This is a genomic window from Rhodococcus sp. DMU2021 (assembly GCF_019641445.1).
Taxonomy (GTDB): domain Bacteria; phylum Actinomycetota; class Actinomycetes; order Mycobacteriales; family Mycobacteriaceae; genus Rhodococcus; species Rhodococcus pyridinivorans.
In genome coordinates this window covers 1-26,958 of record NZ_JAIFKB010000027.1, presented here as the reverse complement: position 1 = coordinate 26,958, position 26,958 = coordinate 1, and the positions used below count along the sequence as shown (strand labels likewise).

Annotated in this window: 22 protein-coding genes, 1 tRNA gene and 1 pseudogene; 12 read left to right on the top strand and 12 right to left on the bottom strand. The window is 67.6% G+C overall.

What is annotated here, in order from left to right:
- Positions 1–47: 47 nt before the first annotated feature.
- Positions 48–1,745, top strand: a complete 1,698-nt coding sequence (locus tag K3M35_RS23485) for a bifunctional UDP-sugar hydrolase/5'-nucleotidase (protein WP_220667059.1) — start codon at positions 48–50, stop codon at positions 1,743–1,745.
- 21 nt (positions 1,746–1,766) lie between these two features.
- On the opposite strand, the gene K3M35_RS23480 is transcribed toward K3M35_RS23485, so the two are convergent.
- Together K3M35_RS23480 and K3M35_RS23475 are read right to left on the bottom strand one after the other, a co-directional pair.
- Complete coding sequence (locus K3M35_RS23480) at positions 1,767–2,765, bottom strand: alpha/beta hydrolase family protein (RefSeq protein ID WP_220667058.1); 999 nt, start codon at positions 2,763–2,765, stop codon at positions 1,767–1,769.
- Between the two features lie 175 nt (positions 2,766–2,940).
- Positions 2,941–4,782, bottom strand: coding sequence for an NAD(P)/FAD-dependent oxidoreductase (locus tag K3M35_RS23475; RefSeq protein WP_064062118.1), 1,842 nt, complete (start codon positions 4,780–4,782; stop codon positions 2,941–2,943).
- Between the two features lie 147 nt (positions 4,783–4,929).
- On the opposite strand from K3M35_RS23475, the gene K3M35_RS23470 reads away from it, so the two are divergent.
- From K3M35_RS23470 to K3M35_RS23460, 3 genes are all read left to right on the top strand, one after another.
- On the top strand, positions 4,930–6,192 hold the full coding sequence (locus tag K3M35_RS23470; RefSeq protein WP_220667057.1) for a GAF domain-containing protein: 1,263 nt from the start codon (positions 4,930–4,932) through the stop codon (positions 6,190–6,192).
- Between the two features lie 81 nt (positions 6,193–6,273).
- Positions 6,274–6,672, top strand: coding sequence for a flavodoxin domain-containing protein (locus tag K3M35_RS23465; protein ID WP_006553498.1), 399 nt, complete (start codon positions 6,274–6,276; stop codon positions 6,670–6,672).
- A 31-nt stretch (positions 6,673–6,703) separates the two neighbouring features.
- On the top strand, positions 6,704–7,447 hold the full coding sequence (locus tag K3M35_RS23460) for an MBL fold metallo-hydrolase (protein WP_217579264.1): 744 nt from the start codon (positions 6,704–6,706) through the stop codon (positions 7,445–7,447).
- A gap of 245 nt (positions 7,448–7,692) precedes the next feature.
- On the opposite strand, the gene K3M35_RS23455 is transcribed toward K3M35_RS23460, so the two are convergent.
- A tRNA-Ser gene (locus tag K3M35_RS23455) sits at positions 7,693–7,780 on the bottom strand.
- Between the two features lie 51 nt (positions 7,781–7,831).
- A complete protein-coding gene (locus tag K3M35_RS23450) occupies positions 7,832–8,302 on the bottom strand; it encodes a MarR family winged helix-turn-helix transcriptional regulator (RefSeq protein WP_006553483.1) in 471 nt (156 codons plus the stop codon).
- 119 nt (positions 8,303–8,421) lie between these two features.
- Between K3M35_RS23450 and K3M35_RS23445 the strand changes: the two genes are divergently transcribed.
- Positions 8,422–9,408 (top strand): NAD(P)H-quinone oxidoreductase, encoded by a 987-nt coding sequence (locus K3M35_RS23445; protein ID WP_006553482.1) that lies wholly within the window; start codon positions 8,422–8,424, stop codon positions 9,406–9,408.
- On the opposite strand, the gene K3M35_RS23440 is transcribed toward K3M35_RS23445, so the two are convergent.
- The gene (locus tag K3M35_RS23440) at positions 9,405–10,604 is read right to left on the bottom strand and encodes a cysteine desulfurase-like protein (RefSeq protein ID WP_220667056.1); all 1,200 of its coding nucleotides are present in this window, start codon (positions 10,602–10,604) and stop codon (positions 9,405–9,407) included. The two genes, K3M35_RS23445 and K3M35_RS23440, sit on opposite strands and share 4 nt — an antisense overlap.
- Before the next feature lie 146 nt (positions 10,605–10,750).
- Between K3M35_RS23440 and K3M35_RS23435 the strand changes: the two genes are divergently transcribed.
- The 3 genes from K3M35_RS23435 to K3M35_RS23425 all read left to right on the top strand — a co-directional run bounded on the left by K3M35_RS23435 (position 10,751) and on the right by K3M35_RS23425 (position 13,147).
- On the top strand, positions 10,751–11,335 hold the full coding sequence (locus tag K3M35_RS23435) for a bacterial proteasome activator family protein (protein WP_006553480.1): 585 nt from the start codon (positions 10,751–10,753) through the stop codon (positions 11,333–11,335).
- Between the two features lie 77 nt (positions 11,336–11,412).
- The gene (locus tag K3M35_RS23430; protein ID WP_085989319.1) at positions 11,413–12,264 is read left to right on the top strand and encodes an ABC transporter ATP-binding protein; all 852 of its coding nucleotides are present in this window, start codon (positions 11,413–11,415) and stop codon (positions 12,262–12,264) included.
- The gene (locus K3M35_RS23425; protein WP_220667055.1) at positions 12,257–13,147 is read left to right on the top strand and encodes a glycosyltransferase; all 891 of its coding nucleotides are present in this window, start codon (positions 12,257–12,259) and stop codon (positions 13,145–13,147) included. The genes K3M35_RS23430 and K3M35_RS23425 overlap by 8 nt, the downstream gene beginning before the upstream one ends.
- Positions 13,148–13,159: 12 nt before the next feature.
- On the opposite strand, the gene K3M35_RS23420 is transcribed toward K3M35_RS23425, so the two are convergent.
- Positions 13,160–13,462, bottom strand: a complete 303-nt coding sequence (locus tag K3M35_RS23420; protein ID WP_220667054.1) for a hypothetical protein — start codon at positions 13,460–13,462, stop codon at positions 13,160–13,162.
- Positions 13,459–15,918, bottom strand: a complete 2,460-nt coding sequence (locus K3M35_RS23415) for a molybdopterin oxidoreductase family protein (RefSeq protein ID WP_220667053.1) — start codon at positions 15,916–15,918, stop codon at positions 13,459–13,461. Before K3M35_RS23415 ends, K3M35_RS23420 begins: the two co-directional genes overlap by 4 nt.
- A gap of 87 nt (positions 15,919–16,005) precedes the next feature.
- Here K3M35_RS23415 and K3M35_RS23410 point away from each other — a divergent pair, with 87 nt between their 5' ends.
- Both K3M35_RS23410 and K3M35_RS23405 read left to right on the top strand, forming a co-directional pair.
- Positions 16,006–16,503, top strand: coding sequence for a hypothetical protein (locus tag K3M35_RS23410; protein WP_156666164.1), 498 nt, complete (start codon positions 16,006–16,008; stop codon positions 16,501–16,503).
- 171 nt (positions 16,504–16,674) lie between these two features.
- Positions 16,675–18,456 carry a long-chain fatty acid--CoA ligase gene (locus K3M35_RS23405; RefSeq protein ID WP_220667052.1) on the top strand — a complete coding sequence of 594 codons (1,782 nt, stop codon included), beginning with the start codon at positions 16,675–16,677 and terminating at the stop codon, positions 18,454–18,456.
- Between the two features lie 43 nt (positions 18,457–18,499).
- On the opposite strand, the gene K3M35_RS23400 is transcribed toward K3M35_RS23405, so the two are convergent.
- Both K3M35_RS23400 and K3M35_RS23395 read right to left on the bottom strand, forming a co-directional pair.
- Positions 18,500–20,992 (bottom strand): response regulator, encoded by a 2,493-nt coding sequence (locus K3M35_RS23400; protein WP_259444394.1) that lies wholly within the window; start codon positions 20,990–20,992, stop codon positions 18,500–18,502.
- A 388-nt stretch (positions 20,993–21,380) separates the two neighbouring features.
- Positions 21,381–21,548 carry a hypothetical protein gene (locus K3M35_RS23395; protein ID WP_157126942.1) on the bottom strand — a complete coding sequence of 56 codons (168 nt, stop codon included), beginning with the start codon at positions 21,546–21,548 and terminating at the stop codon, positions 21,381–21,383.
- Positions 21,549–21,722: 174 nt separating this feature from the next.
- On the opposite strand from K3M35_RS23395, the gene K3M35_RS23390 reads away from it, so the two are divergent.
- Together K3M35_RS23390 and K3M35_RS23385 are read left to right on the top strand one after the other, a co-directional pair.
- Positions 21,723–22,136 carry a DUF2628 domain-containing protein gene (locus K3M35_RS23390; RefSeq protein WP_220667051.1) on the top strand — a complete coding sequence of 138 codons (414 nt, stop codon included), beginning with the start codon at positions 21,723–21,725 and terminating at the stop codon, positions 22,134–22,136.
- 129 nt (positions 22,137–22,265) lie between these two features.
- Positions 22,266–23,114, top strand: coding sequence for an ABC transporter permease (locus tag K3M35_RS23385; protein WP_006553471.1), 849 nt, complete (start codon positions 22,266–22,268; stop codon positions 23,112–23,114).
- On the opposite strand, the gene K3M35_RS23380 is transcribed toward K3M35_RS23385, so the two are convergent.
- From K3M35_RS23380 to K3M35_RS23370, 3 genes and pseudogenes are all read right to left on the bottom strand, one after another.
- Positions 23,102–24,607: a glycosyltransferase family 39 protein gene (locus K3M35_RS23380; RefSeq protein WP_220667050.1), complete on the bottom strand. Its 1,506-nt coding sequence runs from the start codon at positions 24,605–24,607 to the stop codon at positions 23,102–23,104. The genes K3M35_RS23385 and K3M35_RS23380 overlap by 13 nt on opposite strands.
- 3 nt (positions 24,608–24,610) lie before the next feature.
- Complete coding sequence (locus tag K3M35_RS23375; protein WP_006553469.1) at positions 24,611–26,515, bottom strand: glycosyltransferase; 1,905 nt, start codon at positions 26,513–26,515, stop codon at positions 24,611–24,613.
- Positions 26,516–26,658: 143 nt separating this feature from the next.
- A pseudogene (locus K3M35_RS23370) lies at positions 26,659–26,958 on the bottom strand (GDP-mannose 4,6-dehydratase); the annotation flags it as partial.

Genomic DNA, 26,958 nt, shown 5'->3' with positions numbered 1-26,958 from the left:
CTGACAGACTCGGGCGGTCGGTTCGGGTCGGGTGGCGGAGGAACTGCATGGGGGCAGGCAAGGTGCGGCGCGCCCTGTCGGCCTGCGCAGTCGTCGGCTCACTGGTCGCCTTCGGTGGTGCGGCACCTGCCGGAGCCGCGCCGACGAGCACAATCCCCTCGAACGCCGTCCCGCTCCGGGTGATCGCATTCGGCGACCTGCACGGAAATCTGCTGCCCCCGCAGGGACTGCACGGCGAGGTCGTCCGGTCGGACGGCGTCTCGGTCCCCGCGGGGGGTGCGGCCTATCTCGCCGCCTACGTCCGGCAGCTCAGGGAACAGGCCGACAACTCCGTGCTCTACGCCGTGGGCGACACGTGGGGTTCGTCGCCGCTCGAGTCGGGCCTGTTCCACGACGAGCCGACCATCGCCCTGCTCGACGAACTCGATCTCACCGCCGCGACCCTCGGCAACCACGAACTCGACCGCGGCTACGCCGAACTCGAGCGACTGCGGGACGGCGGTTGCCACCCGAAGGAAGGGTGCCTCTACACCGAACCGTTCGAGGGCGCGAACTTCCCGATCCTCGGCGCCAACCTCACCACGACGGACGGCACACCGGCCGCACTCCCCTACAGCATCGACTACGTCGACGGACTGCCCGTGGGCGTCATCGGTGTCGTGCCGAGCAACACCCCCGACATCATCCGGCCCGACGCGATCGCGGGACTGCAGTTCGAGGACGAGATCGCCGCTGTCAACCGCACCGCCGACAGCCTCGGTGCGCTCGGCGTCCGTTCGATCGTGGTGCTCTACAAGGGCGACATCGGGGCCATCGACGGCGACGATCCGTGTCCGAGCGGGGACGACGGAGCGGCGGCGATCGCGACGTCCGTCTCCCCCGACGTGGACCTCATCGTCACCTCCGACGGCGACCGGCACTTCAACTGCACCTACACCGACCCGGCGGGCAGGCCGCGCACCGTCGTGCAGGGTGCTTCGCACGGGCGCATCCTGTCGGTCGCCGACCTCGTCATCGACCGGCAGAGTCGGGAGGTGCTGCGCGACCGAACCGTCGTGTTCACGCAGGTCGTCACGCACGACATCGATCCGGATCCGACCACTCTCGAGTTCGTCGACCGGGCAGTCGAGAAGTCGGCGGAGGTCGCGAACCGGTCCATCGCGCGCATCGGCGCCGACGTCACGCGCAGCGAGAGCCCGAGCGGAGAGTCGGCGCTGGGCAATCTGGTGGCCGACGCACAACTCGCGGCGACGCGGCATCTCGGCGCGCAGATCGCGCTGATGAACCCCGGCGGACTCCGCGGCGACCTCCTCGCCGGCGACGGCACCGTCTCGTACCGGGAGACCTACGCCGTGCAGCCCTTCGGGAGCATGCTGCAGGTGCTCGACCTCACCGGAGCCCAACTCGACGTACTGCTCGAGCAGCAGTTTCAGAACAGCCCGGTCGGCTCGGAGGTCGAACGCATCCTGGCGCCCTCGCACAATCTGACCTACACGCTCGACCGCCTGGCGCCGCGCGGCGAACGGATCCGTTCGATCACGATCGACGGCGAGGCCGTCGACCCCGAGCGTGTGTACAAGGTCGTGATGAACAACTTCCTGGCCGGCGGCGGAGACGGTTTCACCGTGTGTACGGAAGCGCACGGACTGGTCGGCGCGGGCAAGGATCTCGACGCCCTCAACAACTATCTGGCGACCCGCTCACGCGTGGAGCCGCCGGCCGTCGACCGCATCCGCCTCCACTGAGACGGTGCCGTCGACGCGCGATCAGCGGAGTCGGAGTGCGTCGGCGAGGGTCGGCCACGCGGCCTTGATGTCGTCCTGCCAGTAGCCCCACGAATGCGTGCCCCACGGGCGGTAGACGACCTGCGCGGGGATACCGAGTTCGCGGAGGCGACGGTCGTAGGTGACGGTGCACACGAAGGTGCCGATCTCGAGCGGCGCGCCGACGGTGAGCACGTCCTGACCGGCGCCGAGATCGTGCGGGCCGAGCAGGCCGTTGCCGGTGCTGAGGAAGACCTCCTTGCCGCGCAGCTTCTCGGCGAGCAGGTAGGAGTCGTGCTCCTCCCATCGGGCGTCGTCGGGCGGTCCCCACATGTTGTCGGGGTTGCCGCCCTTGTACGCGACGGTTCCGCGGACGGTGTCGCGGGAGCGGTCGCTGGAGGTGTCGTAGCAACCGCTGAGCGCCGCGACTCCCTGGTAGAGGTCGGGATTGCGGGTGATCAGGGACATCGCCCCGGTGGCGCCCATCGACAGGCCCGCGACGGCGTTGGTGCCGTTGCCGTCGAACTCGGCGTCGATCAGCGGGGGTAGTTCCTCAGTCAGGAAGGTCTCCCACTTGTTGATCCCGAGCACGGGGTCGGGGTTGTTCCAGTCGGTGTAGTAGCTCGCGGTGCCACCCACGGGAAGGACGACGTTGGTGTTCTTGTCGGCGAAGAACTCCGCGATGTCGGTGCGTTGGGTCCACGTGCTCTCGCGGAACTCGGACTCCTCGCCGGCGCTGACGCCGTCGAGCAGGTAGAGGGTGGGGCGCGGCCCCGCCGAGGCCGGGTGCAGCACCTGCACCGGCACGACCCGGTTCATCGCGGCCGAGTGGACGAACAGCTTCGTCTGCCTGTCGCCGACCCGCTCGACATGGTCGATCCTGGCCGACACCGGCTGCACGTGCGCCGGTTGTGCATGGATCGGTTGGGCATGGGCGATCGTCGTGCCGGAGACCGGCACCATCAGGGCCACCGCTACAGCCGCCGCGCGTCTCTTCACCATCGAACTCCCCGTCCCCCGACGACCTGCAGTGATCTCACAGTCACTACCTGTACCCGGTCAAGCGGACCTGCACGCGACCCTAATATTCACCCTCCTATTCGTGACGAATCGGAGGATCCACGGCCGCGTCGCCCCCGCCGGGCGGCGGGAGCGACGCGTGGGAGAGCTGTGTCGGTCAGCGGAGGTGGTGCACCTCCTGCAACCCGTAGACCGGGGTCGGGAGGCCCTCGTAACGCGCCTTGAGTTGCAGCGCCAAGTAGAGCGAGTAGTGCCGCGACTGGTGCAGGTTGCCGCCGTGGAACCACAGGCCGTCCTGCTGCGTGGGCTTCCACATGTTGCGCTGCTCACCCTCCCAGGGGCCGGGGTCCTTGGTGGTGTCGGAGCCCAGGCCCCAGCACTTGCCCACCTTGTCGGCGACCTCCTGCGAGATCAGGTCGGCGACCCAGCCGTTCATCGAGCCGTAGCCGGTCGCGTAGACGACGAGATCGGCCTCGAGTTCGGTGCCGTCTTCGAGGATCACCGACGTCTCGGTGAGTTCGCGGACGTTGCCGTGGGCGAGCTTGATGTCGCCGTTCGCGACGAGTTCCGAGGCACCGACATCGATGTAGTAGCCGGATGCGCGACGCAGGTACTTCATGAACAGGCCCGAACCGTCGTCACCCCAGTCGTGCTGGAAGCCCGCCTTCTCGAGCCGGTCGTAGAACTCGGCGTCGCGTTCGCGGATCTTCTCGTAGATGGGGATCTGGAACTCGTGCATGATCCGGTACGGCAGGGACGCGAAGGTCAGGTCGGCCTTCTGGGTGGTGACGCCGGCGGCGAGGGCCCGCTCGGAGTACAGGTCGCCGAGACCGAGATCCATCAGCGAATCGGACCGGACGATGTGCGTCGACGAGCGCTGCACCATGGTGACGTCGGCGCCCACCTCCCACAGGGCACCGCAGATGTCGTGGGCACTGTTGTTGGCACCGATCACGACGGCCTTCTTGCCGGCGTAGGCGTCCGGACCCGGGTGGGCGCTGGAGTGGTGCTGCTCGCCGCGGAACAGGTCCATGCCGGGGAAGTCGGGGATGTTCGGCTTACCCGACATGCCGGTCGCGATGACGAGCTGCTTCGGCCGGAGGACCACCGGTTCGCCGTCGCGCAGGACGTTGACGGTCCATTCGCCCGTTGCCTCGTCGTAGCTCGCGGAGGTGCACTCCGACTTCGACCAGTAGGGGACCTCCATCACCTTCGTGTACATCTCGAGCCAGTCCGCGATCTTGTCCTTGGGCGCGAAGACCGGCCAGTTGTCGGGGAACGGCATGTACGGCAGGTGGTCGTACCAGACGGGGTCGTGCAGACACAGCGACTTGTAGCGGCTGCGCCACTGGTCGCCGGGACGGTCGTGCTTGTCGAGCACGATTGCGGGAACACCGAGCTGACGCATGCGCGCACCGAGCGCGATACCGCCCTGACCACCACCGATGATCACGATGTAGGGCTGACGCGTGTAACCGAGTTCGCGTTCCTCGATCTCGCGCTGCTCCGACCACGTGACCCTCTGCTTGTCGGCGCCGTGCTTCGTGCCGCGGGGACGACGCGTGCCCTTGTTCTCCTCGTATCCCTTCAGCTCCTGCATCGTGGTCAGCAGCGTGAAGGCGCGGTCCTGGCCGCTCTCCTCGTCGCGCTTGAGACGCAGGTGGCCGACGCCACGACCGACCGCGGTCTCGAACGCGATCCAGGCGCTGAGTACGCCGTCGTCGTCGCTCGCTGGTTCGGTGGTGCGGAAGCCGCTGGGATCGGTGTCGGCGAGTCGCGCGTGCAGCATGTCCGAGACGCCCTCGCGTCCCTCGACGGTCTTGAGGTTCCAGGTGAAGGCGACCAGGTCGCGCCAGAAGGAATCGGTGCCGAACAGGCCCGCAGCGGCGTCGACATCGCGCTGTGCGAGGGCGGTTTCGAAAGCTTGCAACCAGGCGTCGACGCGTTCGTCGGGCGTCGCGGTGCCGGAGGTCGTGGGCTTGTCGAGGGTGTCGGTCATGGTGAGTCCTTTCCCGTGGTGATGTGATCCAGGACACTCCCCGCGGCCGGTCCCCCGCAAGCGTTGCGTCACGTTGCACGGCGCCCCACTTGTGGCGCAGCACACATTTGCCACCTATGCTCCGAGGACGACGACGAAGAGGAGACCGTGACCACGTTCAGCGCGATCGCGCCCGGCACCGACCTGTCGCGCTACGCGCGCGAGTTGACGCGGATGCACGACGCGGTCATCGGCGGCGCCCGGTCACCCATGCGACCCCGTCCGCTCGTGTCCCGTTCGTGGCAGCGCGTGCTCGACGCGGGCCTCGATCCCACCGGCACCAACGAACGCAGCCGGCTGCCCGTCGCGGAGATCGAGCGACGTCGCCGCGCGTCCGCCCTCTCCGCGGTGATCGGCGATCTCGAGCAGGTCATCACACCCGTCGCCGACGCCTCGCATCTGCTGCTGGTGGTGACCGACGCCGACGGCGTGATCCTCTGGCGCAGCGGTTCGGCACCGACCCGGTCACGCGCCGACGCCCTCGGTTTCCAGGAGGGTACTGTGTGGACCGAGTCGACCGTCGGCACGAACGCCATCGGCACGGCGCTCGCGGAGGCCGCGCCCGTGCAGTTGTTCTCGGGTGAACACTTCGAGACGACCCAGCATCCCTGGTACTGCACCGCTGCGCCGATCCACGATCCGATCCGCGGCGACCTGCTGGGCATCGTCGACGTCAGCGGTCCCGCGCTGACCCTGCACCCGGCCATCATCGCCCTCGTCGACACCGCCGTCCGGCTCGCCGAAGCACAACTGTGGCGACGGCACGAGGTGCGACTCGAACGGCTGCGCACCGAGGCTGCTCCGTTGCTGTCGTCGACGCGGGGACCGGTGCTGCTCGTCGACGAGGACGGTTGGGTCGCGCACGCCTCCGGTATCGCCGCCGAGCGGGTCGCGGTTCCGCGGCACGCACGCCCACTGACCGTTCCCGGTATGGGACTGTGTGTGCCCGAGCGGCTTTCGCACGGCTGGCTGATCCGCGGCGCGGCCTCGTCGTCGCGCATGCGGATGGTGCTGCACGTGTCGTCGTCGCCCACAGTGGAGGTCTTCGGGGACGACGACTCGTGGCACAGCATCGTCACCGCACGTCAGGCCGAGATCCTGCTGTTGCTGCACGAGCGCGGCCCGGACGGCATGACGGTCGCAGCGCTCAGCCGGGCCCTCTACGGGGACGACGACCATGCCGTGTCGGTCCGCGCCGAGGTGTCGCGACTGCGACGCGCGATCGGGGACGTGATCGAGAGCAAGCCCTACCGGCTCGCCACCACCGTCGACCTGTCGCTGGATCTCGGTGCGGACGAACGCCTCGCCGACTCCGAGTTCGTCCGCCGGTCGGGGGCGCCGGGGGTGCGGGCACTCGGCGTCTACCGCTGACACGGCCGGGGGCATGTTTCCGCCCCTCGGGGACCGGGAACGCACCAGTGAACCCAAGTCGCCGAACATGCTGGAGACACAATGACCGTTCTCGTCGTCACGGACAGCCCCGAAGGTCCGGCACAGAAGATCGCCCGGCTCGTCGCCGACGCGCTGGGAGAGCGGGACATCGACGTCACCGTCGGTGACACCTCCGATCTCGAGCGGTCGGAAGAGTTCGAGGGCGTCGTCTTCGGAGGCGAGGTCGACGCCGGCGAGTACTCGCCCGACACCGTCGAACTGTTGTCGTCGCGGGCCTCCGGGCTGAGTCAGCAGCTCGTGTGGTTGTTCGCGGTGGGCGACGAAAGCACCGAGGACACAACGGATCTGGTGTCCGAACTCGCCGCGCTCGACTACCGGTCGTTCAGTCCGTCCGCAGGCGAGGACGAGGTGCGGTCGTGGGCCGCCTTCATCGCCGACGAGATCGACGGACACAGCTGAACCCGCACGTTCACCCGAGCGAAGGGCCACCATGCTCCACACGGATGTCGCACCGGGCGTGCATCGCCTCGCGCACGCCGACGTCAACGTCTACCTGATCGAGGACGACGCCGGAGTGACCGTCGTCGACACGGGACTACCCGCGACCGCTGGTCGCATCGAAGAGGCGATCTCACGCATCGGTCGCCGGATCGACGACGTACAGGGAGTCGTCCTCACGCACGCCCACTTCGATCACGTCGGGTCGGCGAAGCGGCTGCGTGAACGGTGGCGGGTTCCGGTATGGGCGCATCGCGACGAGAAGTTCCTCGCCGCCCACCCCTATCGCTACCAGCACGAACGCAACCGGCTGCTCTATCCCGTTCGATATCCCGCCTGCATCCCCGTTCTCGCCCGGATGACCGTGGCCGGTGCGCTGTGGGTGCGCGGGGTCCACGACGTGACGCTCTTCCAGGACTCCCAACCGCTCGACCTGCCGGGCCGCCCCGTCCCCCTGCACACACCCGGCCACACCTACGGGCACTGCGCGCTGCATCTCCCGGACCGCGACACCGTGATCGTCGGCGACGCCATCGTCACCCTCGATCCGTACACGGGCAGGCGCGGTCCGCAGATCGTCTCGGGTGCGGCGACCGCCGACAGCAGGACGGCCCTCGCCTCGCTGGCGGCCATCGCCGGCACCGGCGCGAAGCACGTCCTCGTCGGCCACGGTGAGCCCTGGCACGACGGTGCGGCCGTGGCCGTGGAACGAGCGGTGGCCGCCGGACCGAGCTGACAGATGTGATCGGTCCACGGGAACCGGGGACATGCCCGCACGGCGCGGGCACACCGGCCGCATGAATGCTCTCGGTGCCACTCTTCTGACCGGCGTCGCCGACCCGAAGCTCGAGGCCTTCTCACGGTTCGACGGAAGCTGGGGACGAGGGGCGCACCTGGATCCTCGAGGAGAAGATGGTCGCCACCCGGCGGTAGAAACGAGAAGAGGCTCCGACTCCCTGACGGGTGCCGGAACCTCTTCCGTGGCGGAAGCGGAGGGATTTGAACCCCCGTTGGTGTTACCCAAGCTCGCTTTCAAGGCGAGTGCATTCGGCCGCTCTGCCACGCTTCCGTGGCAGATCCTAACCGCTCCGCGCAAGCAGGGCATAACCGATTCACGACCTCAGCGGTCGGCCAGAGTGTGCTCGACGCGCGCGAAGACCCGCGCCAGCATGTCGAGCTCGTCGGCCGACAGCAGGTCGATGAGGTAGTTGCGCACGTCGTCGACGTGGGTGGGGGCGGCCTCCGCCAGACGCCGCCTGCCTTCGTCGGTGATGGTGGCGAGCACACCGCGACCGTCGTCGGGGCACGAGCTGCGCACGACCATCTTCTCCTGCTCCATCCGCCGGATCTGATGGGTGAGCCGGCTGCGTGAGGAGAGCACGCCGTCGGCGAGATCGCTCATGCGCAGGGCGCCCTCGGGGGCTTCGGAGAGCATGACCAGGATCCGATATTCCGCCAGCGACAGGTCGTGTCGGTCGTTGAGAGACCGACTGAGGGCGCTCATGAGACGGTTGTTGCCGTCCATGTAGAGACGCCAGGCCTCCTGCTCCTTTGCGGTCAGCCACTTGGGTTCGTCTCGTTCGCTGGTCACGCCGGGAGTGTAATGCCGACGGCCCGATCCGGTTACCGCACGGTAGCTTCGAGCAGGTGAGCGCGCGGCGAGCGGCGTGATCGTCTCCTCACTGCCCCGCACGCGATAGCGTCGAACACATGTATGCAATCGTCGCCACCGAACCCGGTGGTCCAGAAGTTCTCCGGTGGACCGAGCAGCCCGACCCGGACCTGCCTCCCGGGCACGTACTTCTCGATGTCGCGGCGACCGCGGTCAACCGCGCCGACCTGCTGCAACGGCGCGGCCTCTACCCGCCGCCCCCGGGGGCGAGCGACATCCTGGGCCTCGAATGCTCCGGAGTGATCTCCGAACTCGGCGAGGGTGTGACGGGCTGGAACATCGGCGACAAGGTCTGCGCCCTCCTCACCGGTGGCGGTTACGCCGAGAAGGTCGCGGTCCCTGCCTCCCAGCTGCTGCCCGTCCCGAAGGGCATGGACATCGCGGTCGCCGCGTCGCTTCCCGAGATCGCGTGCACGGTGTGGTCGAACGTCGTGATGACCGCCGGCCTGAAGCGCGGCGACGTCCTGCTCGTCCACGGTGGCGGCGGAGGCATCGGCACACATGCCATCCAGGTGGGCAAGGCGCTCGGCGCGAAGGTGGCGGTGACGGCCTCGGCCGGCAAACTCGACCGCTGCCGCGAACTCGGCGCCGACCTGGCGATCGACTACCGCGAACAGGACTTCGTCTCCGAGGTGCGCACTGCCTTCGGTGGCGCCGACGTGGTGCTCGACAACATGGGTGCGAAGTACCTGTCCCGGAACATCGACGTCCTCGCTCCGGACGGACGGCTCGTCGTCATCGGCATGCAGGGTGGCACGAAGGGTGAACTGCACCTCGGCAAGTTGCTCGCCAAGCGCGGTCACGTCATCGCGACCGGTCTGCGCGGCCGTCCGGACTCGGGGCCGTCGGGCAAGAGCGCGATCATCGACTCCGTGCGCGCCGATCTGTGGCCGCTCATCGAGGAGGCGAAGGTCCATCCCGTCGTGCACGCCGAGCTGCCGATCACCGAGGCGGCACAGGCGCACGAACTGCTCGACAGCCCCGAGACCGTCGGGAAGGTCGTGCTGCGGATCGAACGGAACTAGAGGTTGCGGAGCTCACGGACGAGCTGATCGACCTCGAAGCTCGTGGTGTAGGGGGCGAGGCCGATGCTCACCGCTCCCCCTTCGTCGCTGACGCCGAGGGAGTCGAGGAGCCGGCTCGATCCGCGGGTGCTCGCCACCGTCGCGATGCGGCGGTCGGCGAGATGCGCGGCGACCTTCTCGGCCGGGACCCCGTCGACGGTGAAGCTGAGGGTGGGGACGCGGCTCGACGCGCGGCCGAGCACGATCACGCCGGTGAGACTGTCGAGCTGTCGCATCAGACGGTCGAACAGCACGTCCTGGTAGTTCTGCATCGAGCTGATCGAGATGTCGAGACGCTCGCGGCGCGAACCGGTGGCGTCGTCGTCCAGCGAGGCCATGAAGTCGATGGACGCGGGGATACCGGCGAGCAGACCGAACTGGTGACCGCCCACCTCGAGGCGTTCGGCGCCGCGCGCGTGCGGGTTCAGCGACACGGCCGGAACCCGTTCGAGATGCGCGGGGTCGGAGAAGACGAGCGCACCGATCTGCGGGCCGCCCCACGAGGCGATGTCGACGGTGATGACGTCGGCGCCGAGATCGTCGATGTCGACGTGGGCGTAGGGGGCAGCGCCCGCGGCGTCGACGACCATGAGCCCACCGACCTCGTGGACGAGATCCGCGACGACCCGCACGTCGGGCGCGGTGCCGACGATCGACGACGCCGCGGTGAGCGCGACGAGCCGGGTGGTGGGCGTGATGAGTTCCTCGTACTGCCAGGTGGGCAGCTCGCACGTCTCGATCTCGACCTCGGCCCAGCGCACCTGCGCGCCGTAGCGGCTCGCGACCCGCAACCAGGGAGCGATGTTCGCCTCGTCGTCGAGCCGTGAGAGCACCATGCCGGTGCCGAGCCCGAGGCGGGAACTGAGTGCTTCGGCGAGCCAGGCGAGCAACACCGCGTGGCTCGGGCCCAGGACGACCCCGTCCGGATCGGCACCCACGAGTTCCGCGACCGCGACGCGCGCCTCCTGGAGAATCGCGGCGCTGCGACGTGACGACAGGTGCCGTCCGGTCGACGACGCGGCCGAGTTACGGAAGGCAGTGGACACGGTGCGCGACACCACATCGGGGATCTGCATACCGGCCCGTGGATCGAGATGGATCCACCCGTCCCCGAGCGAGGGGATCAACCCCCGGATCCGGGCAACGTCGTAAGCCATGGCAGACACTCTAGGTCCCGATGTCAATGGGACGCGCCGTACCTGCACTCGGCGTTGCCCTCTCGGTAGGCTCGATCGGGGTACCCGGCACTCCGGGTCCCTCGGGTAACCGGGCACCCCCGAGGTGGGAAAGGGAGAATGGAGCCATGACGCATCCGGACAACGACCAGGTTCTCGTGATCGGCCCCGACGGCCGGCCCATCCGTGTCTCCCGCGAGGAGGCGGCCCGCGTGGAGGCCGACGGCCGGCCGGAGGAGGAGAAGACCGAGAACGGCGGCGAATCCCTGGCCGACATGGTCGAGCAGCCGGCGAAGGTCATGCGGATCGGCACCATGATCAAACAGCTCCTCGAAGAGGTGAAGGCCGCGCCGCTCGACGACGCCAGCCGCACCCGGCTCAAGGACATCCACCTGTCGTCCATCCGCGAACTCGGTCAGGGCCTCGCCCCCGATCTGAGGGAGGAACTCGAGCGGCTCGCGCTGCCCTTCGGTGAGGACGCGGTGCCCTCCGACGCCGAGCTGCGCATCGCGCAGGCTCAGCTCGTCGGTTGGCTCGAAGGTCTGTTCCACGGTATCCAGACAGCGCTGTTCGCTCAGCAGATGGCGGCTCGTGCCCAGCTCGAGCAGATGCGTCAGGGAGCGCTTCCTCCCGGCGTCGCGCAGGGCGGTCGCGGCCAGAACGATCAATCGTTTCCCGGTCAGACCCACCCCGGAACCGGCCAGTACCTGTAGTCCCACCGGGTACGCCCCGGGACTCGGGTATCGGCGCGACGGGTACGCTCGGGTCCCGTGTCAGCGTCTGGAGCAGCATCGTGAGTCGGGTCAGCATCGAAACGCGCGGCGCGTGCGTCGACTTTCCCATCTTCGACGCCAAGACCCGGTCCTTGAAGAAGGCCTTCCTGGGTAAGGCGGGCGGGGCGATCGGCCGCAACGACTCCGATGTCGTGGTCGTCGAGGCTCTGCGCGACATCACGATGTCGTTGAAGGAAGGCGACCGCGTCGGGCTCGTCGGCCACAACGGTGCCGGCAAGTCCACGCTGCTGCGTCTGCTCTCCGGGATCTACGAGCCCACGCGCGGCCACGCTCGGGTGAAGGGTCGCGTCGCGCCGGTGTTCGACCTCGGCGTCGGCATGGACCCGGAGATCTCCGGCTACGAGAACATCATCATCCGCGGCATGTTCCTCGGGATGAGCCGCAAGCAGATGCTGGCCAAGGTCGACGAGATCGCGGACTTCACCGAGCTCGGCGACTACCTCAACATGCCGCTGCGCACCTACTCGACCGGTATGCGGGTGCGTGTCGCGCTCGGCGTGGTCACCAGCATCGATCCCGAGATCCTGCTGCTCGACGAGGGCATCGGCGCGGTCGACGCGGAGTTCATGAAGAAGGCGCGGGTGCGTCTGCAGGATCTCGTCGCGCGCTCGGGCATCCTCGTGTTCGCCAGCCATTCGAACGAGTTCCTCGCCCAACTGTGCGACCAGGCGATGTGGATCGACCACGGCCAGATCCGCGAGCAGGGCGACATCGAGCACGTGGTGCGCGCCTACGAGGGCGACGAGGCCGGCGATCACGTGCGCACGATCCTCCACGAGCTCGAGCGTGAGCGGATCGCGAAGTCCGCCCCCGACGCCGCGGCCTCGACGGGTTCGAACGGTGGCTGACGAACGGATCATCGGCGTCGTCGTCACACACCGCCGACGCGAACTGCTGGCGGATTCGCTGAAAGTTCTTGCCTCGCAGTCCCGTCCGCTCGACCATCTCGTGGTGGTCGACAACGGCGACGAGGACGCGGTGCGTGAGCTCGTCGACGCGGTGGACCTGCCCACGAGTTATCTCGGCTCGAAGCACAATCTCGGTGGAGCAGGCGGCTTCGCCCTCGGCATCCTGTACGCGCTGTCGCTGGGAGCCGACCGGGTGTGGCTCGCCGACGACGACGGCCGCCCAGAGGGACCGGACGTGCTCGCGACGCTGCTCGACTGCGCGCAACGCAACGGCCTGGCCGAGGTGTCGCCGGTCGTGTGCGACATCGCGCAACCCGACCGCCTCGCCTTCCCGCTGCGTCGCGGTGTGGTGTGGCGGCGGTGGCGGCACGAACTCGGCGACGAGGACCTGTTGCCCGGCATCGCCTCGCTGTTCAACGGTGCGCTCTTCACCGCCGCGGCGATCGACGCGGTGGGTGTGCCCGACCTGCGCCTGTTCGTCCGTGGCGACGAGGTCGAGGTACATCGGCGTCTCGTCCGTTCGGGACTGCCCTTCGGCACCTGCCTGCAGACGGCCTACCTGCATCCCGACGGTGCAGACGAGTTCAAGCCTATCCTCGGCGGCCGGATGCACACGCAGTATCCGGACAACGACACCAAACGCTTCTTCACCTACCGCAACCGCGGTTACCTGCTCTCGCAGCCGGGATTGCGCCGGTTGCTGCCTCAGGAATGGGTGCGGTTCGGCTGGTACTTCCTCGTCACCCGCCGCGACCCGGCGGGGCTGCGCGAGTGGATCCGGCTGCGCAGGCTCGGGCGCGAGGAGAGATTCGAACGCCCCTGACGGTGCCGTCGCTCAGTCGGTGATGACCGTCTGCGCTGCGATCTCCTTGAGTTTCGCGTTCGCCCAGCGCAGTTGGCGCAGGGTCTGCGGATGGCAGCGTTCGGAGAGGGCGAGGGCGAGGTCGAGGTCGAGGTCGTAGTCGTGGCCGGCGCGGGCGAGTTCGCGCACATGCTGCTGCGACCAGCCGGCGATGTCACGCGCAACGTGGAAGATCTCGTGGTCGACCTTGTGCCGGTCCGCCGTGCGCAGCAGTTCGGTCGCCAGGTCGTTCTCCGAGCGGTGCAGTTCGCGGATCGCCAGGGAGACCTTGTTCATCGCGGTCCTCCGTCGTCGAGCGTCTCGGTGATCTCGGCGTCCGGTCCACCCGAGGTGGCGGGCACGCTGCCGGAGACCGGTGCCGAGGCGGTGGTGGTCGGTGCCGCGGACGGCCCGCCCTCGGCGACGGCGACCCGTTCGACGCGCGCGGCGCCCGACTTGAACAGGGGTTGCTTCGACGCCGGGTCCCAGTCGGTGAAGGTCAGTTCGTTGGCCGCGCGCCCCTCGAGCGCCGGTTCGTGGCCCGCCGGGGTGTCCCAGTAGCCGTAGTGGAACGGCAGGAACAGCACCCCGTTCCGGATCCCGCTGATCCGCAACCGCGCGGTGACGTGCCCGCGCGGGGTGTCGATCCGCAGCAGGTCGCCCTCCGACCAGCCGTGCCGCTCGGCGTCGCCCGCCGACATCTCCACCCACACCTCCGGTGCCGCGCGTTGCAGTTGCGGGGCGCGGCCGGTCTTCGTGCGGGTGTGGAAGTGGTAGAGCGTGCGGCCGGTGGTGAGTCGATAGGGATACTCGTCGGAGACCGTCTCGTGCGGGGGAAGATACTCACCCGCCTTGATGATCGCCTTGCCGAAGGGGTTCAGCGCCCGGTACTCGGTGGGTTCGACCGGCGCTCCGGTGACCATGTCCCGTCCGTAGTTCTCGCAGTAGTCCGTTGCGGCCCAGAACTTTCCGCCCTCGTAGAGACGTTCGGTCCCGTCGGGTGCGTCGGCGTTGCACGGCCACTGGATTCCGCTTCCGCCACGTAGTTTTTCGTAGGTGATGCCCGTGTAGTCGCAGGGCCGCCCGGCCGTGCACTCCTTCCACGCCTCGAATGCCTCCTCGGGCGTGGACCACTTCACGAGCGGGTCTCCGTCCTTGTCACGCAGATCGATCCGGCGCGCGTAGTCGACGAAGATGTCGAGATCGGGTCTGGCCTGTCCGGGTGGTTCGACGGCCTTCTCCGACAGGTGCACGGTCCGGTCGGTGTTGGTGAACGTCCCGGCCTTCTCACCCCAGGTCCCAGCGGGCAGGACGACGTCGGCCAGCTGCGCGGTCTCCGACAGGAAGATGTCCTGCACAACGAGGAAAAGCCTGTCCTGGGAGAGGATCTCACGCACCCGGCGCAGTTCCGGCAGGGACACCGCCGGGTTCGTCCCGCTCACGTAGAGGAAGCGGATCGAGCCGTCCTCGACGTACCGCATCATCTGCATGAGGTGGGTGGGCGCGGTGTAGTGCGGGATCCGCATCGGATCGATGTTCCACACCCGGGCGAGGTCCTCGACGTGCGATTCGTTGGCCCAGTTGCGGAAGGCCGGCAGGTCGCCGTCGGCGCCGCATTCGCGGGTGTTCTGCGCGGTGGGCTGCCCGTTCATCTGGAGGACTCCGCAACCGGGCCTACCGAGCATGCCGCGCACGAGATGGATGTTGTTCACCTGCACGGCAGCCGCGGTGGCCTGATGGGACTGGTAGAAGCCCTGCAGGACCGTCGAGAGCAGCCGCTCCGCCGTGCCGAGCAGTCGAGCGGCCTCCCGCAGATCCTCGATGGGGACGTCGCAAATCTCGGCGGCCTTCTCGAGGGGATAGTCGTCGAGTTGGGTGCGCAGTTCGTCGAATCCGACGGTGTGGTCCTCGATGTATTTCTCATCGATCCACCCGCGTCGCAGGATCTCGTGCAACAGCCCGTTCATGAGGACGACGTTGGTGCCCGGGCGCGGGGCGAGGTGCACCGTCGCGGCCCGCGCGACCGGCGTCCGCCGCGGATCCACACAGATCACGGCCGGCGGATTCGGTCCGGCGAGCCGATCGAGGACCCGCGTCCATGTCACCGTCTGCGTCTCGGCCATGTTGTGTCCGTAGAGCGCGATGACGTCGGCATGATCGATGTCGGTGTAGGAGCCGGGCTGGCCGTCGCACCCGAAGGACTGTTTGAGGGCGGCAGCCGCCGTCGCTGTGCACAGCCTCGTGTTGCCGTCCATGTGGTTGGTGCCGATGCCACCGTGACCGATGAGCGCGAGGGTGTAGTACTCCTCCAGGAACAGCTGCCCGGTGGCGTAGAAGCCGACCGAACTGGGGCCGCGCTCGTCGAGCAGTTGTTTCGTGCGACCGGCAACGGCATCCATCGCGGTGTCCCAGTCGGTCTCGACGAGTTTGCCGTCGCGGCGGATCAACGGCACGGTGAGCCGGTCCTCCGAATGGTTCGCCTGCCGGCCGAACAGATCCTTGGGGTCGAGCCGCCCGTGGTTGACCCGGTCGACGGCGCGTCCGCGCACCCCCACCATGCGTCCGTCCTTGACGGCGATGTCGAGGCCGTCGCCGTTGGAATGCAGGATGGTCGCCGACTGCACCCATCTGTCGACATCGTCCTCGGTCAGTCCGTCGGCGAGATAGGTGTCGACGCGGGTGGGCCAGCGTTGCCCGCGTCCGTAGGGTGTGCGCGAACCCCACGGATCCGCGATGCGATCCACGGTGGTCATGTTCCCGGCAGTACCCGGGGTGGGAGTGCTCAAACGTTGCACCCCCACACGACCGGACCTTCAGTTCCTCGCAGCGACGATGATGGCGTGGATGATCCATACCGGCAGCCACGCGCCGCACGTGATCAATGTGAGGACGAGATGCAGGAGATGGGGGCAGTCCGCGCGTTTCACATTATTGACGGTGACCTGCTGGATCGGCGCGAACGGCTGCGGGGGCGGGTACGCAGACTGCGGATGCCCGTGGAACTGCTGATGCGCGTAATTCTGTGGCGGGTACTGCTGTTGCGCGTGCGGATACGGCTGCTGATTCTGCTGCTGTGCATACAGGTTCTGCTGGTGCTCGGCGACTCTCCGTTGCTGTTCTTCGAGCGCGATCTGCTGATGGTGGTCTCGAAGACGCTGAGCTTCGGCCTCGCGCTCCTGCTCTTCCTTCCAGGCGCGAAGACGGTTCAACTCCTCGAGTTCCCCTGGCTCGAGATCCCTCTGGTACTTCGGTTGCGGTTCCCAGTTTCCTGCCGGTCCGGTCATCGGTGGTTCCTCTCCCCTCGCCGGTTCCACGAAACCGGAACGAACGTCAAATAGGTCGAATCGTACAGACAGGAGTCACTACAGCCGAGATCTGACTCTGCCTGTTCCTCAGTCCATCCCATCAGGACACGCGCGCGAAATCTCGGAACACAATCCGGCAGATCCGACCGCGGATGTACGCACTTCGTCCTACACTTTCGCCACCCTCGACCTCGGGAGCCAGTGATGACCCCTCGTGCCACCTCACCGTCGACCCTCTGCGAAGCCTTCCAGACCACCGCCGCGGCGTACCCCGACAAGGTCGCGCTGCGCACCCCCGACGACTCCGTCTCCTACACCTGGCGTCAGTACGCGCAGCGCGTCGAACGCCTCGCCGCCGGACTCGCCGGGCTCGGCGTGAACCGCGGGGACACCGTCGGCCTCATGCTCACCAACCGGCCCGAATTCCACCTTCTCGACACCGCCGCGATCCACCTCGGCGCGGCGCCGTTCTCGATCTACAACTCGCTGACCGCCGAACAGATCTCGTACGTGCTCGGCAACGCCGGCAACCACGTGATGATCGCCGAGGAACAGTTCGTCCCCGTCTTGCGGCAGGCGATCGGCGACACGAAGGTCGAGCACCTGGTGTGCATCGACGGCAAACCGGAAGGCACCATCTCCCTCGACGGCCTCGAGGCCGCCACCGATCCGTCCTTCGACTTCGAGGCCTCGTGGAAGGCCGTGCAACCGCCCGACCTGCTGACCCTCATCTACACCTCGGGCACCACAGGCCCGCCGAAGGGTGTCGAACTCACCCACGCCAACCTGCTCGCCGAACTCGAAGCGACGAGCTCGTATCTGCCCATCGGTCCGGACGACCGGATCCTGTCGTATCTGCCCGACGCGCACATCGCCAACCGCTGGGGCTCGCACTACTCGAGCCTGTACAGCGGCATGCAGATCACCACGCTCGACGACCTCAAGCAGGCCATCACCGTGCTACCGAGCCTGCGGCCGACGCTCTTCGGCGCCGTCCCCCAGGTCTGGTACAAGCTCAAGGCCGCGATCGACAAGACCCTCGCCGAGGAGTCGAGCCCGATCAAGAAGAAGCTCGCACTGTGGGCGATCGACGTCGGACGCAAGCGCGCCCGGCTGCAGTCCGACGGCAAACCGGTCCCCCGGTCCCTCGAGGTGCAGCACGCGGTGGCCGACAGGCTGGTGCTGTCCGCGATCCGCGGCAAGCTCGGTCTCGACCAGGTCCGCGCCGCCGTCACCGGAGCCGCGGCGATCTCGCCGGAGGTCCTCGAGTTCGTTCTCGCCCTCGGCATTCCGTGCTCCGAGGTGTGGGGCATGTCGGAGACCTCGTGCGTGGTCACGATGAACCGACCCGGCGCCATCCGCATCGGTACCGTCGGCCAGGCCGTGCCGTGCGCGCAGATCAGGATCGCCGAAGACGGCGAACTGCTCGTCTCCGGCCCGTTGCTCATGAAGGGCTACCGCAACGACCCCGAGAAGACTGCCGACGCAATCGATTCCGACGGCTGGTTGCACACCGGCGACATCGGCGAGATCGACGCGGACGGTTACCTACGGTTGATCGACCGGAAGAAGGAGATCATCGTCAACGCGGCGGGGAAGAACATGTCGCCCACCAACATCGAAGGCGCCCTGCGTGCCGCGTGCCCGATGCTCGGTGGCGCCGTCGCCATCGGCAACGACCGCCCCTACAACGTCGCCCTGCTCGCACTCGACCCCGACGCCCTGGCCATCTTCGCCGAACAGCACGGTCTCGGCGGCACCCACGAGGAACTCACCCGGCATCGGGTGGTCCTCGAATCGATCGCGAAGTCGGTCGAAGAGGCGAACAGCAAGCTGTCGCGGGTCGAGCAGATCAAGAAGTACACGGTGCTGCCGACGATCTGGGAACCCTCCGGCGACGAGCTGACCCCGACGATGAAGCTCAAGCGCAAGCCCATCGATGCCAAATACGCGGAGGAGATCGACAAGTTGTACGCGGGAGCCTGATCCGTCACCGCGCCGACCGGTTCGCAGGACCGTTGATCGCGCCCTACCTCGACGAATCGCTGAGCGAGACGGTGTAGTCGCCGACGATCTGCTCAGCGATCTCACGCACCTTGACGTTGCGGTGCTGGGAGAAGGCGACGAGCTTGTCGAAGGCCGCGTCGGCATCGCACTTGAACGTAGCCATCATCAATCCGACGGCCTTGCTCAGCGTCGAACGGGTCTCCAACGCCGTCTTCAACTGGTCGGATTCACGTTCCCGCGCGACGAGCATCTGCTCACGCAGCCACGACAATTCGAGGTTCACGCGAACGCGGGCGACGAGTTCATCGGGGTGGAACGGTTTGGTGATGTAGTCGTCGGCGCCGGTGCGCAGACCACCGATCGTGGCCTCCGCGGCGGCACGTGCCGTCAGGAGGATGACCGGCAGACGGGAGGTCGCCGGGTCGCGGCGGATCTCCTCGAGCAGCTCCACCCCGTCCCGCCCGGGGAGCATGATATCGCTCAGCACGAGATGCGGCGGTCGCGATCGGATTCGCTCGAGTGCGGTATCGCTGTCCTCCACCGCATCCACGTGCCAACTCTGGCGACGCAACAATTGCTTCAGATAGTCACGCATGTCCGCGTTGTCCTCGATCACGAGGATCCGCGGTAACGAATCCACATCCTCTCCCTGCGCGAATGATTCGTCCTCGTCGAGAGTGACCCTGTCCCACTGTTGCGCTTCGCCGACGTACATGGCGCCCAGATCCCCCGGAACGGTTCCGGCCGGAGACTCCGACGTCGGGTCGAGGACGCGGGGAACGGACACGGTGAAGGTGCTGCCGCGTCCGAGTTCACTGGACACGGTTACCTCTCCCCCGAGCGCGTGGACCCAGTCCGAGACGAGGGACAGACCCAGCCCGATCCCTTCCCGGCTGCGTCCGCCGGCGCTCTCGACGCGATGGAACCGTTCGAAGACGCGGGCGAGTTCCGACTCCGGAATGCCGAGACCCGTATCGGCGACCTTCAGGACCAGTCGATCGCCCTCGACGTCCAGATCCACCTCGACCGACCCCGAAGGGGTGTACTTGATCGCGTTCGAGAGCAGGTTCAGCACGATGTGGGCCCACGTCTGGGGATCGAGCCGGGTTTGCTCGGCCGCCGCGTCGGCGATCCGGCTGCGCAGGTCCAGGCCCGCGCGGTGCGCCACGTCGGCGAACAGGTCCACACATTCGGCTGTGAGCGCCGCCGGATCGGTCGGTTCCAGGGACTTCCTCGACGGGTCGGTCTCGGCACGCGTCGCTTCGAGCAGTGCGTCGACAAGTCGCCGCAATCGGATCGCGGCGCGCTGGGAGGCCTCCAGCGATTGCCGCTGCGCCTCCGTCAACGTCGTGGCGTCGTCGAGCACACTCTGCAACGGGCCGAGGAGCAGCGTGAGCGGCGTGCGGAACTCGTGGCTGATCGATTCGAAGAACCGCGTCTTGGCGGCGTCCAGCGCCGCGAACGCATCGGCCCGGCGACGCTCGGCATCCATCGCTGACGCATCGCGCAGCAGCCCCGAAATCTTCGTGACCACGAGGTCGACGAAGGTCGAGTACGCGGCGTCGAACACCCGGTACGGACTCAGTCCGACGGCGAGGACACCGAGCGGGAAGTCGTGTCCCGACGCCGTCAACGGCACGAGGAGGAGGGTGCCGATCGGATGGTCGCCGAGGGCGCGCTGCGGGTCGAGCAGATCCGGGGAACGCTCGGCGACGCCGGAGACGACGAAGGGTTCGGCGGCCCTGGCGGCCTTCGACAGCAGCTGGTCCTCATCCGGTCCGAGCAGGGCACCCGAGAAGCCGGGCTTCGTCCCCATTACGGCGAGCTGCTTCCAGTTCGGTTGCGGATCATCGGGATCCACCACCCGACTGTCGAGGAACAGCGCGGCCAGGGGAATGTCCTGATGGCTCGGAGCGAGCGCGTCCAGCGCGTTCCGGCACGTGTCGATCACCGACAGGCCCGAATCGGTGATCGCCACCGTACCCAGGCGGCTCAGAGCCTCCAGACGACGCTCACCGAGTACCCGTGAGGTGACGTCGGTGGTCGCGACGAAGACCCCCGCGACCTCGCCGGACTCGTCGCGGATCGGGCTGTAGGAGAAGGTCCAGTAGGTTTCTTCCTCGTAGCCGTGGCGCTGCATGAACAGCAGTTCTTCCTCGGCAAAGGTGGCGGTGCCCGCCATCGCCCGTTCGACGCGCGCGCCCACCTCGTCCCACACCTCGTGCCAGCATTCCGGCGCCGGTTGCGCGACCGCCGCGGGGTACTTGTCGCCGAGGACGGGGATGATCGCGTCGTTGAAGATCTGCACCAGCTGCGGCCCCCACCACAGGAGCATCGGCACCTCGGACGGCAATACCGTCCGCACTGCCATGCGCAGTTCCGCCGGCCAGGACTCCACCGGCCCCAGAGGGGTGGCCGACCAGTCGGTCTTCCGAAACCGTTCCAGGCATTCTCCCGGCCCCGCGAACAGGCGTTCCGCCGACCACGCCTCTCCCGACTCGGCTGTCGCCCTCATGCCCCGTCACTCCCATCTCCGGTACGTCCCGCCCGCCGTCATTCTCCCCCGATATCGCGCAGAACGACGCCACATGGAGGACATGCGTCCTCCTTTCCCCAGGTGGGCGGCATGGGTGGAAATGGTGGTACGTCGGCGGACGCTGGGAACAGTGAAGGCGGCGGCTTCGGCGGCGGGGCCCGACCCGCCGGCGCCTACGTCATCAGCGGTGGGAACGTGTCGGGCGACCCGCCGTGGACGTCAACCGTCTGGTGCGCTCGATCGCGGGGGGTGGTGATCACCTTCCTGATCACGCGCACTGTCGTCGACCGTCCGCCGAGTCGAACCGTTGGTGTAGTACAGGACCGACCGTTGCCCGTATTGCGTTTCCGGACGGTCCCGTAGAACTTCACCGATGGCGGCCTGCCTGCACTTCCTTCGACGCGCGCTCGGCCTCCACCACAACTGAGGGCGAACCCTCGGCGCGCTCGTCGCCGGTGCATGGCTCGGCGAGACGCAGCAGGTGCAGATACAACCGATGTCGGAACTGTACGAGTGGCTGGGCGACTCCGGCCATATGGACGACGGCGCCTGACGAGGAGCCGAGCGAGTCCGACGTTGTGTGCGAGGAAACGCCGAGAACTCGACAACAACGTCGGACTCGATTGCACCCGATCGTGTTTCCCGCGTGACAGATGTGCATACTGTTGCGGGTCGTTCAGGGGGAACGACCGCGACGATCGGGGGGATCATGACCGACCTCAGCATGCCCGCAGCCGGCTCCGACCGGTTCGAGGGTCTGAGCGAGACGTGGCGGTTCCGCTTCGAATTCTTCGCCGCATACGGCGTCCCGGGATCGCTGAAGACGTCTCCCGAATACACCGCGGCCTTCCGCGCCCTGCCGCTGCGGCAGCGCATGAAGCTGAACATGAATCTGCTCGGGTTCCTGTTCGGCATCTTTTATCTGCTGTACCTGCGGTTGTGGAAGAAGGCGCTGGTGGTGTTCGGCGTCGGCCTCGTGCTGGGTCTCCTCGTCGTCGCGCTGGCGCTGCCCTTGACCGTCGACACCGCTCTCACACTCGGCCTGTGGCTCTACGCCGCGAGTCGCGTGAACGTCTACCACTACGAGAACCGGGTACTCGGCCGTCAGACGTGGGGCCTGTAGCCCCGGCTCCGGCGTGCACTTCTCGTCGTGAATACCGCGCAAGATCGACAGGACCTGCACACGCACGGCGGTCCCGTCGACCCCGCGCCCCGGCAGGTCACATTTACACCGCGGGTAGGCTCGGGACCCGTGTCTGATGCCCTCACCGTCGACGACGAACCCATCGAGTCGTCCTCACGTTCGTTCCGGCGCGCGTTCCAGGATCTGCGCGAAGGCTTCAACCACCGCGAACTGTGGTTGCTGCTCGGCTGGCAGGACATCAAGCAGCGCTACCGCCGGTCGGTGCTCGGCCCGTTCTGGATCACGATCGCCACGGGTGTGTCGGCGATCGCGATGGGTGTGCTCTACGGCACGCTGTTCAACCTCGATGTCCCGGAGTTCCTGCCGTACGTCGCGCTCGGCTTCATCATCTGGAACCTGATCCAAGGGTCGATCCTCGAGGGCGCGGACGTGTTCATGTCCAACGAGGGCCTGATCAAACAGCTGCCGACGCCGCTCAGTGTGCACGTCTACCGGCTGGTGTGGCGGCAGATGATCCTGTTCGCGCACAACATCGTCATCTACATCGGCATCTTCATCTTCTTCCCACGTCAGCTGTACTGGACGGCCTTCCTCGCCATCCCGGCGCTGGCGTTGATCGCGATCAACGCGGTGTGGGTATCGCTGGTGTTCGGCATCCTCGCCACGCGCTACCGCGACATCGCGCCGCTGCTCGGCAGCATCGTCCAGCTGCTGTTCTTCATGACACCGATCATCTGGACGGAGAAGACGCTCGAGGGCACCGGCAACGAGGGGCGGGCGCGGATCGCGGAGATCAACCCGCTCTACCACTTCCTCGACATCGTGCGGACCCCACTGCTCGGCGGCGACCAGCAGCTCTACCACTGGGTCATCGTCCTGATCATCACCGTCGTCGGCTGGGGTATCGCCCTGCTCGCGCTGCGCAACTACCGCTCGCGCGTCGCCTACTGGGTCTGAGCCGGTTCGAGCCGGACCAGCTGTGAACGGTGGATCGGCTCCCGGTCGGTGATCCGGAAACCGACGGCCTCGAGCTCCCGGTAGGTGTCGGTCTCGGTGAACCGGTGGGGTTCGAACCGCCACCACACGTTGTTCGGGTGCCACACCCGGAAGCCGGTCTCGCGCTCGCCGTCGGCGACCACCCACAGCACCTCGCATCGGGCCGCCGCGCGTCGGGCGAGTTCCGGCGGCGGAGCGTCGGTCGACCACAGGTTCACGCGGTCGACGGCGTCGTAGCCGAGCCCCACGTCGTCGAGTCCTTCCACCGCGTCGGGCCGGGCGTCAACGACCGCGCGCAGTGAGGTCGGTGCCCACGAGACGCGCGGTTCGAAAGCGACACAGTCGCCGGGTTCGGAGCGTTCGACCAGCCGGTCGGCGATCACGCTGTAGTCCATCCCGCCGGCCTTGCCGAACGGCTGTCGCTGCTGCACGTAGGCCGGCGCAACGCTGACGGCGACCGCAGTCAGCACCATGAGCATCGACCACCAGCGGGTTGCGATGCGGGCCGCCGCCCAGCCCACGAGCAGCACCATCGCGGGAACCGTGAACGACAGATAGCGCTCGAGGTACATGTTGTCCTCGAGCAGCGAGTAGCCGAGCAACAGCACCATGGGCACGGCGAAACCCGGCACAGCGAGCCACAGCAGGGTCCGCTCCCCAGGCTCCGCGCCACGACGGCACGCGGCGATCACCCCGGCGACGACGATCGCGGCGAACAAGGCGGCCGTCCACGGGGCCTGCGGGAACCACTGATCGAGAGCGATCGTGCGGACGATCGTCGAGTCGAGCGGAGGAATCCAGGCGACCTGCTTGGCCTGCGAATAGGCGAGCAGGACGAACGGCGTCGACAAGGCCGCGCCCACCCCTGCGGACAACAGGAACGCACCGCGCCCACGACCACGGACCACCACGGTGAGGAGATGCGCGACAACGACCGTCGCGGAGTACACGAACATCACCGTCGCGACCGGCAGGACGACGGCGTACAGCGCCCACCACCGTCTACGGCCGGTCGCGCAGCCGAGCGCGACCAGCAGCGACAACACCGCGACCAGCGCCGCAGCGAAGGCATAGGACCGCGCTTCGGTGGCCGCCCAGGTCACCCGCGGCGACAGCGCGAACAGGACCCCGGCGGCGATCCCCACGCGACGACCCGCCAGCGCCTGGCCGGTCGCCGTGACGGCTGCGGCACCCACCCCGAGCGCGAGCACACCGGGCAGGCGGGCGGTGAACTCGTCGACGCCCACGAGGGAGAACCAGTAGTGCAGCAGCAGATTGTGCAGGCCGTGGACGGCGTCGATCCGGGTGTGGACGCGGAGCATCCCCTCGACCGACCGGTCGGCACTCGAGATGGTGGCGGCCTCGTCCCACCACAGCGAGGGGACCCACGAGAACGCCCCTGCGACGAGCACGGTCGCAACCCCGATCAGCAGGGGAAACGACCATGCCCTCACGGTCTACCCGTCGATGCCGTACAGGCGCGCCCAGTTCTCGCGGCTCGTGAGCTTGGGGAGCGCTTCCTGCCAGACCGTCTTCATCCGGGGCGCTTCCTTGCGGAGCTGCCAGCACACCTTCGCGGCCTGCTTCGCGAGGTCGACGGCGGTGTCCTTGTCGCGGTGACGCACCCGCACGGCGTTCTGCGAGGCGTCGGTGACGACGGCCTTGTCGAACAACGACACGTGCCACCACGATGCGAAGTGAGCGGGAACGGTGACCGTCCGGCGGTCGACCTTGCCGGCGAACTGCTGCACGGCACGCTTGAGCAGCACCAGGCCCTCGCGCTTCTTGTCGGGCTCGAACTGCCAGACCGACATCTGCGTGTGCGGATCGGATTCCTTGCCCACCTGCGCGGCCGGAAGCGGCTTCGTCTCGGGATAGCGGTCGCGCAGTTCGCGCAGTTCCTTCAGCACGGACTGGCCGCCGTCGTAAAGGAAGTCCGGTCCGGCGAGGAAGTCCTCCGCAGCCTTGATGAAGGTCGCGGCGAGACCGTACTGCATCGAGACGATGAGCTCACTGATCTTGCGGAACAGGTACTTCGACATGTCGTTACCGTCGAAGCGCCCGTAGATGGACGAGACGATCAGGCCGTTGCGGATGCTGAAATAGCGCGCCCAGTCGTCGTAGTCCTTGAGATAGAAGTCGGCATGCCACACACCCGCATTGGGCAGGGTGACCGTCGGATGCCCCGCGTACCGGGCACGGATGCCGTATTCGATGTCGTCCCACTGGAAGAACAGCGGGATGGGCAGACCGCAGTCGGCGATGATCTCGGCGGGCAGCAGGCAGGTCCACCAGCCGTTCCAGCCGGCGTCGAAACGCATGTCCTGCTTCTTCTTCACGAGGTCGATGCCCATGCGCGCACCCGGAGTCAGTGCGCCGGCGGTGATCTCGTCGAGCACCTCACGCTCGGCCGAGACGTGCAGGACCTGGGGATTGCTCAGCGACAGCATCTGGGCACCGACGATCGTCGGCTGCACCGTCATGTTCGCGAAAGCGTTGAGACGCAACACCGATTCGGGTTCGCACAGGATGTCGTCGTCCATGACGATGACGTTGGCGTGCTCGGCCTTGGCGGAACCGGTGATCTCGTACATGCCGCGCGAGAAGCCACCCGCACCACCGAGATTCGGCTGGGTCAGGTAGATGAGCTTGTCGCCGAGCTTGTCGGCGACCTCGGCGAACGCCGAGCGCGAGCGCACCTGGTCGGTGCCCTGGTCGACGATGCACACCGCTTCGATGTCGGCCATCGCCCCGTCGTCCGAGGCGAGAGTGCCGACGGTGACGGTGCAGTCGTCGGCGCGGTTGAACGTGCAGATGACCACAGCCGCGGGACGCAGGTGCTCGGGAGCGGCGACCGTCCAGCGCGCGTCGGAGACGAGCACCGATCCGTTGCCGGCATCGATGGAGAACCACATCGCACCGCCGTCGACGAACCGTTCGATCGGCAGCTCGAGGTCGAGCTCGCCCGAACCCGACACCGTCTCGACCGTCACGATCCGCTCGCGTCCGCGTGCATCGGACGCCCACACGGTGAACTCAGCCGTACCGGAGCAGCCGTAGGTGAGCTGCAGGTTCACGGTCTTCACGTCGGTCCAGCGCTGCCAGAACGTCGCGGGAAAGCGGCCGAAATAGGTGTTGGTGTGGGCGGTCGCGCCGTCGGCGAGCTGCAGCCCGTAGCGGTCGGACGCCGCGCCACCCTTCGTGTGGACGTACATCTTCTCCGGCACGCGCGGCGACAGAGATGCGAAGACACCGCGCTGGACGATCAGCCGGTCGCGACGCACCGGTTCGGTGAGGACCTCGTCCAGTGTGTCCGCCTCATGTCCGATCGTGCTTGTGTCGCCGGCAGCTGCCTGCTCCATCGGGCTACTCCCCGCTCGTGGTCGATCCGCTGTTTTCGATGCGACAGTAGCAGCGGAAACAGGAGCTCCACGGTTGTGTGCGTCGTGTACCGGTGTTTCGACCCATTCGCGAATTGTGCCGGGACCACCCCGAACGGCGCGGGTTATCCGCCCAGAACGCGCTCGACGCGCCTGTAGGCGGCCTCGGTGGCCCGTTTCTGTGGCGTCCACCACTGCTCGTGGGCGCGGTACCAGGCTATGGTCGCGGCCAGCCCCTCACGGAAGTCGCGGTAGCGGGGCGCCCAGCCCAGTTCGGTGCGCAGTCGGGTCGCGTCGATGGCGTAACGCAGGTCGTGGCCGGGGCGGTCGGTGACGAAATCGAACTCGTCACGGCCCTTGCCGCACAGCTCGAGGACGGTTTCGACGACGGTACGGTTGTCGGTCTCCCCGTCCGCGCCGATCAG

What these genes read in the sequence shown, in the direction of transcription:
- K3M35_RS23485 (WP_220667059.1), top strand. Translation starts at nt 48, where the DNA reads ATGGGGGCAGGCAAGGTGCGGCGCGCCCTGTCGGCCTGCGCAGTCGTC.
- K3M35_RS23480 (WP_220667058.1), bottom strand. Translation starts at nt 2,765, where the DNA reads ATGGTGAAGAGACGCGCGGCGGCTGTAGCGGTGGCCCTGATGGTGCCG.
- K3M35_RS23475 (WP_064062118.1), bottom strand. Translation starts at nt 4,782, where the DNA reads ATGACCGACACCCTCGACAAGCCCACGACCTCCGGCACCGCGACGCCC.
- K3M35_RS23465 (WP_006553498.1), top strand. Translation starts at nt 6,274, where the DNA reads ATGACCGTTCTCGTCGTCACGGACAGCCCCGAAGGTCCGGCACAGAAG.
- K3M35_RS23460 (WP_217579264.1), top strand. Translation starts at nt 6,704, where the DNA reads ATGCTCCACACGGATGTCGCACCGGGCGTGCATCGCCTCGCGCACGCC.
- K3M35_RS23445 (WP_006553482.1), top strand. Translation starts at nt 8,422, where the DNA reads ATGTATGCAATCGTCGCCACCGAACCCGGTGGTCCAGAAGTTCTCCGG.
- K3M35_RS23440 (WP_220667056.1), bottom strand. Translation starts at nt 10,604, where the DNA reads ATGGCTTACGACGTTGCCCGGATCCGGGGGTTGATCCCCTCGCTCGGG.
- K3M35_RS23435 (WP_006553480.1), top strand. Translation starts at nt 10,751, where the DNA reads ATGACGCATCCGGACAACGACCAGGTTCTCGTGATCGGCCCCGACGGC.
- K3M35_RS23420 (WP_220667054.1), bottom strand. Translation starts at nt 13,462, where the DNA reads ATGAACAAGGTCTCCCTGGCGATCCGCGAACTGCACCGCTCGGAGAAC.
- K3M35_RS23415 (WP_220667053.1), bottom strand. Translation starts at nt 15,918, where the DNA reads ATGACCACCGTGGATCGCATCGCGGATCCGTGGGGTTCGCGCACACCC.
- K3M35_RS23405 (WP_220667052.1), top strand. Translation starts at nt 16,675, where the DNA reads ATGACCCCTCGTGCCACCTCACCGTCGACCCTCTGCGAAGCCTTCCAG.
- K3M35_RS23400 (WP_259444394.1), bottom strand. Translation starts at nt 20,992, where the DNA reads ATGAGGGCGACAGCCGAGTCGGGAGAGGCGTGGTCGGCGGAACGCCTG.
- K3M35_RS23395 (WP_157126942.1), bottom strand. Translation starts at nt 21,548, where the DNA reads ATGGCCGGAGTCGCCCAGCCACTCGTACAGTTCCGACATCGGTTGTAT.
- K3M35_RS23390 (WP_220667051.1), top strand. Translation starts at nt 21,723, where the DNA reads ATGACCGACCTCAGCATGCCCGCAGCCGGCTCCGACCGGTTCGAGGGT.
- K3M35_RS23375 (WP_006553469.1), bottom strand. Translation starts at nt 26,515, where the DNA reads ATGGAGCAGGCAGCTGCCGGCGACACAAGCACGATCGGACATGAGGCG.